Origin of the sequence: Streptosporangium sp. NPDC020145, assembly GCF_040631275.1 — a bacterium.
GTDB lineage: Bacteria > Actinomycetota > Actinomycetes > Streptosporangiales > Streptosporangiaceae > Streptosporangium.
In genome coordinates, this window is record NZ_JBEXZT010000005.1 from 382,900 (window position 1) to 395,216 (window position 12,317).

General features: G+C 71.0%; 8 protein-coding genes, 4 tRNA genes and 1 riboswitch. Of the genes, 6 read left to right on the plus strand and 6 right to left on the minus strand.

What is annotated here, in order from left to right:
* Window positions 1-189 precede the first annotated feature (189 nt).
* The 5 genes from ABZ463_RS12705 to ABZ463_RS12725 form a co-directional block, all read right to left on the minus strand.
* Window positions 190-264: transfer RNA gene (locus ABZ463_RS12705), tRNA-Val, on the minus strand.
* 14 nt (window positions 265-278) lie between these two features.
* Window positions 279-350 (minus strand) — tRNA-Gly (locus ABZ463_RS12710).
* 77 nt (window positions 351-427) lie between these two features.
* A tRNA-Cys gene (locus ABZ463_RS12715) sits at window positions 428-498 on the minus strand.
* Window positions 499-523: 25 nt separating this feature from the next.
* Window positions 524-595, minus strand: a tRNA-Gly gene (locus tag ABZ463_RS12720).
* 90 nt (window positions 596-685) lie between these two features.
* Window positions 686-2,602: an N-acetylmuramoyl-L-alanine amidase gene (locus ABZ463_RS12725; RefSeq protein ID WP_362775773.1), complete on the minus strand. Its 1,917-nt coding sequence runs from the start codon at window positions 2,600-2,602 to the stop codon at window positions 686-688.
* A 153-nt stretch (window positions 2,603-2,755) separates the two neighbouring features.
* Here ABZ463_RS12725 and ABZ463_RS12730 point away from each other — a divergent pair, with 153 nt between their 5' ends.
* The 6 genes from ABZ463_RS12730 (at window position 2,756) to ABZ463_RS12755 (ending at window position 10,686) form a co-directional block, all read left to right on the plus strand.
* Window positions 2,756-3,031 carry a hypothetical protein gene (locus ABZ463_RS12730; protein WP_352011606.1) on the plus strand — a complete coding sequence of 92 codons (276 nt, stop codon included), beginning with the start codon at window positions 2,756-2,758 and terminating at the stop codon, window positions 3,029-3,031.
* 11 nt (window positions 3,032-3,042) lie between these two features.
* Window positions 3,043-4,863, plus strand: coding sequence for a glutamine--fructose-6-phosphate transaminase (isomerizing) (gene glmS / locus ABZ463_RS12735; protein ID WP_352011607.1), 1,821 nt, complete (start codon window positions 3,043-3,045; stop codon window positions 4,861-4,863).
* A 91-nt stretch (window positions 4,864-4,954) separates the two neighbouring features.
* Window positions 4,955-5,977, plus strand: a complete 1,023-nt coding sequence (locus tag ABZ463_RS12740; RefSeq protein WP_352011608.1) for a tripartite tricarboxylate transporter substrate-binding protein — start codon at window positions 4,955-4,957, stop codon at window positions 5,975-5,977.
* Between the two features lie 4 nt (window positions 5,978-5,981).
* A riboswitch (cobalamin riboswitch) is annotated at window positions 5,982-6,182 on the plus strand.
* Between the two features lie 150 nt (window positions 6,183-6,332).
* A complete protein-coding gene (locus ABZ463_RS12745) occupies window positions 6,333-8,576 on the plus strand; it encodes a ribonucleoside-diphosphate reductase subunit alpha (protein WP_362775776.1) in 2,244 nt (747 codons plus the stop codon).
* Between the two features lie 34 nt (window positions 8,577-8,610).
* Window positions 8,611-9,606 carry a ribonucleotide-diphosphate reductase subunit beta gene (locus ABZ463_RS12750; protein ID WP_352011610.1) on the plus strand — a complete coding sequence of 332 codons (996 nt, stop codon included), beginning with the start codon at window positions 8,611-8,613 and terminating at the stop codon, window positions 9,604-9,606.
* Window positions 9,607-9,666: 60 nt separating this feature from the next.
* On the plus strand, window positions 9,667-10,686 hold the full coding sequence (locus ABZ463_RS12755; protein WP_352011611.1) for a mechanosensitive ion channel domain-containing protein: 1,020 nt from the start codon (window positions 9,667-9,669) through the stop codon (window positions 10,684-10,686).
* A gap of 25 nt (window positions 10,687-10,711) precedes the next feature.
* Here ABZ463_RS12755 and ABZ463_RS12760 read toward each other — a convergent pair whose 3' ends face one another.
* Complete coding sequence (locus ABZ463_RS12760) at window positions 10,712-12,283, minus strand: hypothetical protein (protein WP_352011612.1); 1,572 nt, start codon at window positions 12,281-12,283, stop codon at window positions 10,712-10,714.
* Window positions 12,284-12,317 lie beyond the last annotated feature (34 nt).

Here is a 12,317-nt window from a genome sequence, read left to right on the forward strand (position 1 = left end):
GCGGGGACCTCCATGACCACCGCAGACCCCCGCCGCCGGCTGCTCAGACGACCCCGGGCACCTGCCCTTGGGTTCCAGGTTCCGGGTCGTCGCCCGCCTCGCCGTACCCGGCCGCGTGAACGACCGTGAGTCTGCGCACATGGGAAACGAAAAACCCCGGACCCTTGGCGGGCCGGGGTTTCGTTGTCGTGGTGGACGATACAGGGATTGAACCTGTGACCTCTTCCGTGTCAGGGAAGCGCTCTCCCGCTGAGCTAATCGTCCTCGGGAAACATCAGAGCGGAAGACGGGATTCGAACCCGCGACCCTCACCTTGGCAAGGTGATGCTCTACCACTGAGCCACTTCCGCACAACCGCCTCGGGTCGCCCCTCGGCCGCACTCGCGCTACCTTATCGGATGCCGGAGCCCCCGACGTCGGTGCACTGAGGTGGAGACGGGATTTGAACCCGTGTACACGGCTTTGCAGGCCGTTGCCTCGCCTCTCGGCCACTCCACCAGTCAGGCCCTCGCGGACCTGCCGGAGCGGAAGACGGGATTCGAACCCGCGACCCTCACCTTGGCAAGGTGATGCTCTACCACTGAGCCACTTCCGCGTGTCGCCCGGAACGATGTCCGGTGCACGGGAAAACTCTAGCGCCTCCGGCGGGCGGATGCGCGCAACCGAGGCGGTGTGCGGAAGATCGTCATGGTGAGATCACCTGGACGTCGGAGGCGCGGACGAACATCACCCGGTGGCCGAACTGGATCTGCCGGTAGCGCGCGTCCCCCGTGACGACCCGGTGCCGAACCGCGGCCGTGGCGGAGGAGCGCAGGTAGGAGCCCCTCGTCGTCAGCCCCAGACTGTAGAACTGCCCGGCGGGCAGGGAGTACTGCAACGGGACGAGGCGCTGCGCGGACACACCCCTGGGATAGGCGGAGCGCTCGGGATAGGCCCTGCCGTACAGCCTGACGGAGGAGCGGCCGGGTTTCGGGGTCACCAGGCCTCCCGAGGCGGGCATCGAGGCCGGTTCGCCGGCGGGGTCGTGGAACCAGGCCTTCTGGCCCAGATACCAGATGGCCGTCCAGTCGCCCTCGCGGCCCGCCAGGGCGTAGCGCTGACCGGTGGAGGCGCGGGCCGCGTGGTCGTAGACGTTGTAGGTCGAGTCGCCGCCGGGGTGCCTGCCGACGTCCCTGACCAGCGGCGCCTCATCGGAGGGGGCGCTGTACAGCCAGACCGAGGCCGCGCTCGCGGGCATGCACTCCCCGGAGGGGAGACAGCCGGTGAAGTAGGGCTGGTTGAGGACGTAGTCGGGCTTGATCATCACCGAGCGCGCGTCCTGGTCCCCGGAGGCGGTCAGCGGGTGGCCGAGCAGTTCGAAGTAGTGGGCCCAGTCCCAGTAGGGGCCGGGGTCCTGGTGCATGCCGCGGACGGTCTCCGGGGTGGTGCCCGGCACGTTGTCGTGGCCGAGGATGTGCGCCCGGTCGAGGGGGATGCCGTAACGCTCGGCGAGATGGGCCACCAGCCTGGCCGACGCCTGGTACATCGCCTCGGTGAACCAGGCGCCCTTGGCGAGGTAGCCCTCGTGCTCGATGCCGATCGAGCGGGAGTTGAAGTACCAGTTGCCCGCGTGCCAGCCGATGTCGTCGGGCCTCAGGTGCTGGGCGATGTGCCCGTCGCCGGAGCGCACGGTGTAGTGCCAGCTCAGGTAGTCGGGGTTCCTGACGAGCCTGGTCATCGCGTCGTAGGAGGTCTCCCCGTCGTGGATGACGATGTAGTCGACCTGGCGACGGCCGTCGTAGCGGTCGTGGTTGCCGTGCCCGCCGTTCCTCGTGCGCCGGTAGGCGGCGGGAACCCACTCGCAGGAGACCTCCGGGGGGCAGTCGGGCGTCACGGTGCCGGACGCGCGGCGCAGCCCGGGTGTCCCCGTCCCGGCCGGTCCCAGGCCGGGCGCGGGCGGCAGGACGATCCGCTCGCCGCTGTCGGTCACGCGGGAGGCCCCGGCGCGCATCGTCGCGTAGACCGCGTCGGCGAAGGCCCGCCCGGCCCCGGTCTCACCGGGTCCCGCGTACCGCGCGACCGCGGCGTACCAACCGGCTGCTCCGGCGTCCGGCCTTCCTCCGGAGCGCCGCTGGTGGTCGGCGAGCAGCGCCGCCCCGGCCCGGATGTTGGCGGCCGGGTCCGCGCGCAGCACACCGGGGTCGATCCCGGTCAGCTCGGCGGCCCGGCGCAGGGTGTCCTCGGGCGGCGCGGGCGCCACGTCCCGGGCCCTGACCCGGTACGGCCTGCTCTCGTCGCCCCGGGGGTCGCCCTCGGCGTCCCGGTGGACGCCGTCCCCTGTGGAGGCCCGGGTGACGGCCCGGCCGTCGACCAGGTGCATGGGGCCGTAGCCGCCCGCGACGCTGGGCAGCCGGCCGTTGACGTCCCAGCGGGACTCCAGGTAGGACACGGCCAGCAGCACGTTCTCCGGCACGCCGTACTCTCCGGCCGCCCGGGTGAAGGCCTCCCGCAGGCTCGCGGGGGCGGCAGGGGACGCGGAGCCGTACGGCGGGGGCTGCCAGGCGGGTGCCGGAGCCGCCACTGAGAGGGCGGCGACGATCGATATCCCCGGCAGACGGCGCATGAGGTTCCCTTCCGGCGTGATCACTACCCAGAGTTATGGGTGGTCGCGGACCGTCTTATGGCCGGGCGGAGGGAGATCCACGGCAATCTTTCCTGCCCGGAATCGGGCAGAAAACTTGGTAAACGCCAACATGGCTGCGTATGGTCCTCCTCTGTGTCGACGGCATGGCATCCCCACGAGGACCTCATCGCCCACCTGACCCGGACGAGCGCGCTCGGTCCGGGAGAGGCCGCGAGGGTGGTGGCGGACGTGCTGGCCTACTTCTCCGAGCCCACCGAGGAGTTCGTCCGGCGGCGTCACGCCGAGCTCAAGTCCAGGGGGCTGGTCAACGACGCGATCTTTCCCAGGATCGCCGCCGAGCTGAGCTCCCGCCGTGTCGCCGCACCGGAACTGTCCCTGCGCCAGTTGCGCCGGATCGTCTACGGGTAAGGAGCGGTCAGATGTGCGGAATCGTGGCCTACGTGGGGCCGAAGGACGCGGCCCCCATCCTGCTTGAGGGCCTGCAGCGCCTTGAGTACCGCGGTTACGACTCGGCCGGCGTGGTGGTCTCCAACAGAGGCCTGAAGATGCGCAAGGTCAAGGGCAGGGTCGCCGACCTGGCGGCCGTAATGCCCGCCAGGTTCAAGGGAACCCTGGGCATCGGGCACACCCGCTGGGCGACCCACGGCGCGCCCAGCGACGTCAACGCCCACCCGCACCTGTCCGCCGACGAGCGCGTCGCCGTCGTGCACAACGGCATCATCGAGAACGCCGACGAGCTGCGGGCCAAGCTGGAGGCCGACGGCGCGGTCTTCCTGTCGGAGACCGACACCGAGGTGCTCGCCCACCTGATCGCCCGCACCGTCGAGGACACCGACTCGCTGGCGGAGGCGGTCCGCGCCGCGCTCAAGCGGGTCGTCGGCACCTACGGCGTCGCGGTGGTCGACGCCCGGCGCCCCGGCGAGGTGGTCGTGGCGCGCAACGGCAGCCCGATCGTGCTGGGCATCGGCGAGAAGGAGATGTTCGCCGCCTCGGACGTGGCCGCGCTGGTCCGCTACACCCGCCAGGTGGTGCACCTGGAGGACGGCGAGCTCGCGGTGCTGAAGGCCGACGGCTTCAACACCTTCTCCAGCGACGCGCGGGAGACGGCCAAGGAGCCGCTGACGGTCGACTGGGAGGCCGGGCACTACGACACCGGCGGCTATGAGCACTACCTGCTCAAGGAGATCTCCGAGCAGCCGGAGACGGTCGCCAGGACGTTGCGCGGGCGCCTCGACGACCGCTTCCACATCGCCCATCTGGGCGGGCTCAACATGGACGCGCGGGAGAGCCGCTCCTTCCGCCGGGTGAAGATCATCGGGTGCGGCTCGGCCTACTACTCGGGTCAGATCGGCGCCCAGCTCATCGAGGAGCTGGCGCGCATCCCGTCGGACGCCGAGCCCGCCAGCGAGTTCCGCTACCGCAGCCCGGTCGTCGAGCCGGACACCCTCTACGTGGCGATCAGCCAGTCGGGGGAGACCTACGACACCCTGGCCGCCGTCCAGGAGCTCAAGCGCAAGGGCGGCCGGGTGCTCGGCATCGTCAACACCGTCGGCAGCGCCATCGCCAGGGAGGTCGACGGCGGTCTCTACCTGCACGCGGGCCCCGAGGTCTCGGTGGCGAGCACCAAGGCCTTCACCTCGACCGCGGTCGCCTTCGCGCTGCTCGCCCTGCACCTGGGAAGGGTGCGCGACCTGTCGCCCGCCGACGGCCGGCGCATCGTGGAGGGCCTTCGCGCGCTGCCCGGCCAGATCGGGGAGATCCTCGCCCTCGAACCCCGGATCAAGGAGCTGGCCGGCAAGTACGCCGGCTCGCCGAGCATGATGTTCGTCGGCAGGGTCAGGGGATACCCGGTGGCCAGGGAGGGCGCGCAGAAGCTCAAGGAGGTCTCCTACGTGCACGCCGAGGCCTACCCGGCCAGCGAGCTCAAGCACGGGCCGCTGGCGCTGATCGGCCCGGAGATGCCGACCGTGGCGGTCGTCCCCGACGACGAGCTGCTGGACAAGAACCTCACCACGCTGGGGGAGATCCGCGCGCGCGGCGGGCGGGTGCTCATGGTCGGGCACCGCGAGGCCGATCCCCGGCTGGCCGACGACTGCCTGGTGGTGCCCAGGAACGAGATCGAGCTCGACCCGATCCTGCTGTCGATCCCGCTGCAGCTGTTCGCCTACCACGCGGCCGTCGCGCTCGGCCGCGACGTGGACAAGCCGCGCAACCTCGCCAAGAGCGTCACCGTGGAGTGAGCGCCTGATGCCCCAATTGCGGTGCAGAGAGTGACATATCTGCAACGTAGGGTATCGAGAGATCTGGGGGATCTCGGCGGAAGGGACGCTTATGCACCGTAGGCGATTCCTCGCGCTCGCGCTGGGGGTCATGGTCGCCGGGGGCTGCGGTGACATGGGAGGCCCCGGTGCGGGGTGGGCGCGCAGGCTGACCATCGTCGCGCCGGTCGTCCGCGGGCGGCGCTGGGACCAGGCCGCCCACGCGCTGGCCGCGATCCTGACCGGCGAGAGGATGGCCGGTGCGGTCGAGGTGAGCGGCGCGGGCGCCCAGGGGATGGCCGCCCTGACCGCGTTCGCCGCCGCCGTCGGGGGCCCCTTCGCGCGCGAGGGCCGGGTGTTCCTGGCGGGCGTGCCGATGCTGGCGGGCGGCGAGACCGCCGACGCGGACTCCGTGCTGGCGGCCTCGACCCCGCTGGCCAGGCTGGCCGGAGACTGGTCCGTCCTGGCCGTCTCCCCGAACTCCCTGCTGCGGACCTTCGAGGACTTCGTCGCGGCGCTGCGCCGCGACCCGGCGCGGCTGGTGGTCGGGGGAGGGGCCGAGGGCGGCTCCGACCACGTGCTCTACGGCATGATCGGCAAGTGCCTCGGCGTCGACGTCAGGCTGATGGAGTACGCCGGCTACCCGACCGAGTCCGAGGCCGTCGAGGCGCTGCACGAGGGGCGGGTGGCCGCGCTCCTCGGCTCGGCCGGCTCCCTCCTGCCGAAGATCGCCACGGGCCGGCTGATGCCGCTCGCGGTCTCCTCGGGGGAGCGGATCGACGGCATCGACGCGCCGACGCTGATGGAGCGGGAGGTGCGCCTGGAGTACGCCGACTGGTGCGGGGTGCTCGGTCCCCGGGCCATGAGCCCCGGCGACCGGGACGGGGCGGTCGCCCTGTGCGACCGGATCGACGCCTCGCCCCGATGGCAGGCCGTGTGCGCGGCCAACGGCTGGCACCGGGCGTACCTGAGCGGTGACGACTTCCGCCGGTGGCTGGTCACGGAGACCCGCCGTACCCGCGCGGTGCTCAACGAGCTCGGGTTGCTGAGCATCCCCGACACAAACTGTTGGGGTGGTTGCGTCAGGCGGCACTAGATGTAGGATCCTGGTCGTCGCTGGTTCGCCCACGAGGGCGAGGCAACAGGGAACCCGGTGAGAGACCGGGACTGCCCCGCAGCGGTGAACGGGAACGAAAGCCGTCAACTGAGCACTGGGTGAACCACGCCCGGGAAGCGACGGCCGGTAGGAGCGCGCGTCACGCCCGTGAGTCCGAAGACCTGCCCGCGGTGTGTGGAGAGGGGACCGACCAGGCCCCCGCTCGGCACGAGAGTTGTCCAGGGCTTCGAGGGAGAGCCGCGGGACGAGGCGGTCCGGCGTGCCCGGGAGCCGCCCGTTGACGCGCGCCCTGCTCCGTGAGCCGTACGGGGATTACCTGCACGAGGGGTGGCACGTGACACAGACCTTGGCCGAGAAGGCGGAGAAGACCGGGCACTCGCCGGACGATCGCAGGCGGGCGATCGAGGAGGCCGCGGCCCGGGTGATCACCGACCCGGAGAACTCCAGAGCCGCCGCCAGGCTGCTGACCGGCCTGATCGCCGAGGAGGCCGCCGAGCACGGCGTCACGACCTTCTCCGAGTCGATCGCCGCGACCCACGGCGCGGGGCTCCTGCAGGACGGGCTGGCCGCCTTCGTCGCCGCCAACGCCGCCGCCCTCGACGCGCTGGTCGACCCGGCCGCCGACGACAGGTTCGAGTACTTCGGGCTGCGCACCGTCTACGACCGCTACCTGCTGCGCCACCCGAGCACCCGCAAGGTCCTCGAACGCCCCCAGCACTTCCTGCTGCGCGTGGCCTGCGGTCTGTCGGAGACGGTCGAGGAGGCCGCCGAACTGTACGGGCTCATGGCCACTCTGTCCTACCTGCCCAGTTCGCCCACCCTGTTCAACTCCGGTTCCCGCAGGCCCCAGCTGTCCTCCTGCTTCCTGCTCGACTCCCCGAGGGACGAGCTAGAGGCCATCTACCAGCGCTACGGCCAGGTCGCCCGCCTGTCGAAGTACGCCGGGGGCATCGGCATCGCCTGGACCCGGGTCCGCTCGCGCGGCTCGCTGATCCGCGGCACCAACGGCCACTCGAACGGCATCGTGCCGTGGCTGCGCACCCTCGACTCCAGCGTCGCCGCCGTCAACCAGGGCGGCCGTCGCAAGGGCGCGGCCTGCGTCTACCTGGAGCCCTGGCACGCCGACATCGAGGAGTTCCTCGAACTGCGCGACAACACCGGCGAGGAGGCGCGCCGTACGCACAACCTGAACCTCGCCAACTGGATCCCCGACGAGTTCATGCGGCGGGTCGAGGCCGACGAGATGTGGTCGCTGTTCGACCCCAAGGAGGTCCCGCACCTCACCGACCTGTACGGCGAGGCGTTCGAGGAGGCCTACCGCAGGGCGGAGGCCGAGGGCGGGTTCGTCAGGCAGGTCCCGGCCCGCGCCCTGTACGGCCGCATGATGCGCACGCTCGCCCAGACCGGCAACGGCTGGATGACCTTCAAGGACGCCTCGAACCGGACCTCGAACCAGACGGCCCGTCCGGGCAACGTCATCCACCTGTCGAACCTGTGCACCGAGATCCTGGAGGTCACCAGCGACGCGGAGACCGCCGTCTGCAACCTCGGCTCGATCAACCTGGCGGCCCACCTCACCGCGGACGGTGTGGACTGGGAGCGGCTGCGCCGTACGGCTCGCACCGCGGTCAGGTTCCTGGACAGGACCATCGACCTGGGCTTCTACCCGACGCCCGAGGCCCGCGCGGCCAACGAGCGCTGGCGGCCCGTCGGGCTGGGCGTGATGGGGCTGGCCGACGTCTTCTTCGCGCTGCGGCTGCCGTTCGACTCGCCGCGGGCGCTTGAGCTGTCGACCCGGATCGCCGAGGAGATCGCGCTGGCCGCCTACGCCACCTCCAGCGACCTGGCCGCCGAGCGGGGGCGCCACCCCTCCTACGGGGACACCCGCGCCGCCGACGGCGTGCTGCACCCCGACCACTACGGGGCCGCCCGTTCGGCGGAGTGGACGGCGCTCAGGGAGCGGATCGCCGTGACCGGCCTGCGCAACTCGCTGATGATCGCGATCGCCCCCACGGCCACCATCGCCTCCATCGCGGGCTGCTACGAGTGCATCGAGCCCCAGGTGTCGAACGTCTTCAAGCGCGAGACCCTCTCCGGGGAGTTCCTCCAGGTCAACCGCTATCTGGTCGCCGACCTCACGGCCCGGGGCCTGTGGACCCCGCAGATCAGGGACGCGATCAAGCGGGCGGACGGCTCGATCCAGGACGTCCCGGGCATCCCCGACGACCTCAGGACGCTCTACCGGACCGCGTGGGAGCTGCCGCAGAAGGCGCTGATCGACCTGGCCGCGGCGCGCGCGCCGTACATCGACCAGTCGCAGTCGCTCAACCTGTTCATGGCGACCCCGACCATCGGCAAGCTCTCCTCGATGTACGCCTACGCCTGGCGCTCGGGCCTGAAGACCACCTACTACCTGCGCTCCCGTCCGGCCACCCGCATCGCGCAGACCACCGTGTCGGCCGCTGTGCCGGCCGCTGTGCCGGCCGCTGTGCCGGCCACCGCGGCACAGTCGCTCCCCGAGCAGGACGTGATCGCCTGCTCGCTGGAGAACCCCGAGTACTGCGACGCCTGCCAGTAGGCCCCGTGACCCAAGCCGAAAGGTCATTCTCCGAATGCTGCTCGACCCCGGTATGAACCTCACCCTGCGCCCCATGCGCTACCCGGACTTCTACGAACGCTACCGGGCGGCCATCCGCAACACCTGGACCGTCGAGGAGGTGGACCTCAACTCCGACGTGGCGGACCTGGCCAGAATGACGCCGGAGGAGCGCCACCTGATCAACCGTCTCGTCGCGTTCTTCGCGACCGGTGACTCGATCGTGGCCAACAACCTGGTGCTCAACCTCTACCAGCACGTCAACGCCCCCGAGGCGCGCCTGTACCTCAGCAGGCAGCTCTACGAGGAGGCGGTGCACGTCCAGTTCTACCTGACGCTGCTCGACACCTACCTGCCCGACCACGAGGAGCGGGCCAGGGCCTTCGCCGCGATCGAGCACATCCCCTCGATCAGGGACAAGGCCGAGTTCTGCTTCCGGTGGATCGACTCGCTCGGCGGGCTGACCAGCCTGCGGACGCGGGACGACCGGCGGGCGTTCCTGCTCAACCTGATCTGCTTCGCCGCGTGCATCGAGGGCCTGTTCTTCTACGGGGCCTTCGCCTACGTCTACTGGTTCCGCTCGCGGGGCCTGCTCGGGGGCCTGGCCACCGGGACCAACTGGGTCTTCCGCGACGAGTCCATGCACATGGAGTTCGCCTTCTCCGTGGTGGACACCGTACGGGCCGAGGAACCCGGCCTGTTCGACGACGAGCTCGGCGCCCAGGTCACCCGGATGCTGGAGGAGGCGGTCGCGGCGGAGCTGGCCTTCGCCGAGGACCTGTGCGGCGAGGGCCGGTCCGGCATGGACCCCGGCCAGATGCGGCAGTACCTCGAATACGTGGCCGACCAGCGGCTGACCCGGCTCGGGCTGCCCGTCCGGTACGGCACCGCCAACCCCTTCGCGTTCATGGAGCTGCAGGACGTCCAGGAGCTCGCGAACTTCTTCGAGCGGAGAGTTTCGGCCTATCAGATAGCAGTTGAGGGAACTGTCGCTTTTGACGAGGCCTTCTGAATAGGCCGCGCGTCCCGGGGCATCCACCCGGCAAGCGACCGTCAGGGGGGAAGAGCGTCCGTGTCCAGATGGATCATCCTGATCGCCTCGATGCTGGCCGCCGTCGCCTGCGTGGAGATGGTACGGCGGGCACTGCGCTGGAGGCTGATCGGCGAGCGGTGGGTCCTGGCCGGGCCGCTCGTACGCCGCTGCACCTGGCCCGCCTTCGCCCTGGCGGTCGTGGCGACCGCCAACACGCTCTACCTTCCCGGCATGGCCAAGGGGACGGTCGACGAAGCGATCGAGCGGACGATCACCCTTTTCATGATCGGATGCGTCACCTGGCTGGCCATCCAGGCCGCCTACGCGGTCACCGACGTGGTCCTCGACCGCCTGGTCAGCGTCGAGGGGGAGCGTAACCGGCGGGCCAGGAGGATCCGCACCCAGATCTCCCTGGTCCGCCGGGTCGCCTCAGCGGTGGTCGTCCTGCTGGCGCTGGGCGCCATGCTGTTCACCTTCCCGCAGGTACGCGCGCTCGGCGCCGGACTGCTCGCCTCGGCGGGCATCGCGGGCGTCGTCGTCGGCATCGCCGCCCAGTCGATGCTGGGCAACCTGCTGGCCGGCCTGCAACTGGTCTTCAGCGACGCGCTCAGACTCGACGACGTGGTGGTCGTGCAGGGGGAGTGGGGGCGGATCGAGGAGCTCAGCCTCACCTACGTGGTGCTGCGCCTGTGGGACGAACGCAGGCTGGTGCTCCCGGTCTCCTACTTCACCACCAACCCGTTCGAGAACTGGACCAGGCACACCAGCCGGGTGATCGGCGCGGTGATGCTCAGGATCGACTGGACCGTCCCCGTCGAGGAACTGCGCGTCGAGCTCTACCGGGCCCTGCGCGAGCACCCGCTGTGGGACCAGAAGGACTGGACCCTCCAGGTCACCGACACCCTGCCGAACGGGCTGCTCGAAGTGCGGGCGCTGATGAGCGCCGCCGACTCGCCGAGCGCCTTCGACCTCAAGTGCGACATGCGCGAGCACCTGGTGAGATACGTCAGGGAGAAGTACCCGGAGGCGCTGCCCAGACTCCGGGTGGACATGGCCTGACCCCGGCGCGCTCAGGACGGCCCGCTCAGGACGACGGGCCTGGACGCAGCACCCGGGCCGTGCCCGCGATCAGGGCGGTGGCCAGGATCCAGCCCGAGGCGATCAGCGTCCAGGCCAGCCACCGCGTCCAGCCGGTCGGGTCCCACGCCCCCCGCTGCTCGAAGACGCTCACCGGGGCCAGCAGGTCCAGCGTGTAGACGAACGGCTGGAAGACCCTGATCTCCTCCGGGTCGATCTGCGTCGGGGGGACCGCGGCGAAGACCCCGGTGCCCGCGGCCAGCAGCACCGCGACCCACAGCCCGGCGAGCCAGGGGCGGTAGCCGTACCCGACGACGAGGTCGAGCAGCCTGCCCCAGATCCGGCCCGCGGGCCTGAGCGTACGGCGGCGCCGCCGCTGCTTGGCCAGCAGCACCCGCCGGGCGTCCTGCTCGTGGCCGATCCGGCGGAACCACGTCGCCAGCTGCTCGTACGGCTGCGGACGGTAGCCGTAGGAGTCCTTGTCCACCCAGACCAGGCGGTCGTTGACGCTCCAGGCCGAGCCGCGCAGCGCCTCGTAGACGAGCCCGTTGAGATACACCGCGCCCGGATAGTCCGCCGGGGCGTCGAGCAGCACGCCGATACGGGAGTAGGCGAGGTTGACCTCGCCCTCGATGGAGTCGGGCCGCAGGATCAGCTCGTCCATCTGGGCGTGACTCAGGTGCAGCACCCGGCCGGGAGCCCGCAGCGTCGCCCCGTCGAAGGACAGGACGCCGTTGACGCGCGAGTTGCGCATCCTGATCGTGCCGGTCGCCTGGAAACCACGGCTCAGCTCGGCGGCCCCCGCCTCCATGAAGTCGGCCTGGATCGCGTAGGGGCCCGTCGCGGTGATGACCGACCGCTGCAGGTAGATGCCACCCCGGAACTTCGCGCCGATGATCCGCAGGCCGCCGTTGACCCGCATGTCCCGCATGAACGCCCCGCCCTCGACGGTCATGCCGCCCGCCCACAGCGCCCACTGCCCGTGGCGGTGACCCCGCTCCCTGAGCTCCTCCTCCGACATCCTCCTGCGCACGTCCCGGACCGCGTTGTCGGACGCCTCGGTGGTCTCCTCGGCGCTCACCCGTAGCCCCGCGAACCGGACCTGTCCCTTGACCTGGGCGTTGTCCAGCCGGATACCGCCGTGGACGGTCGAGCCGTCGAAGTCGAGCATGGCGTTGACCGTGCACCCGGCCGCCCTGATCCGCGCTATCTCGCACCCGCGCAGCCGTACGCCGACGGCGATCGTGTCGGTCATGGAGACGCCCCCGGGCAGGTAGCAGTTGACCATGTGCAGCTTGCCGGTCAGCGTGGCGTCGGCGAGGTCGAGCACACCGGTGACGTGGGCGCCCGCCAGCCGCAGCCCGGCGCTCCTGCCCGGCTCCGGCGGCCGCGCGCCCCGCAGCAGCGCCGCGACGACCTCCGCCCTGACCGTCCGCTCCGGTCCCCATCCGGGGCCGTTGGCCGGGTCGTCGGCCTGGTCGTCCCCGCTGCGCAGATCGACCCAGGAACCCGAGGGGTAGGCGTCCCAGATGCGGCGCTCGGCGGAGTTCATCCTCGGGAAGGGGGGCTTCAGCCGCATCCTGCCTCTCAGGTTCGGGGGTGCCTCGGCGCTG

Bases quoted from the DNA above. Each gene is read 5' to 3' on its own strand.
- ABZ463_RS12750 (WP_352011610.1), top strand. From the start codon at position 8,611: ATGCTGCTCGACCCCGGTATGAACCTCACCCTGCGCCCCATGCGCTAC.
- ABZ463_RS12725 (WP_362775773.1), bottom strand. From the start codon at position 2,602: ATGCGCCGTCTGCCGGGGATATCGATCGTCGCCGCCCTCTCAGTGGCG.
- ABZ463_RS12740 (WP_352011608.1), top strand. From the start codon at position 4,955: ATGCACCGTAGGCGATTCCTCGCGCTCGCGCTGGGGGTCATGGTCGCC.
- ABZ463_RS12760 (WP_352011612.1), bottom strand. From the start codon at position 12,283: ATGCGGCTGAAGCCCCCCTTCCCGAGGATGAACTCCGCCGAGCGCCGC.
- glmS (WP_352011607.1), top strand. From the start codon at position 3,043: ATGTGCGGAATCGTGGCCTACGTGGGGCCGAAGGACGCGGCCCCCATC.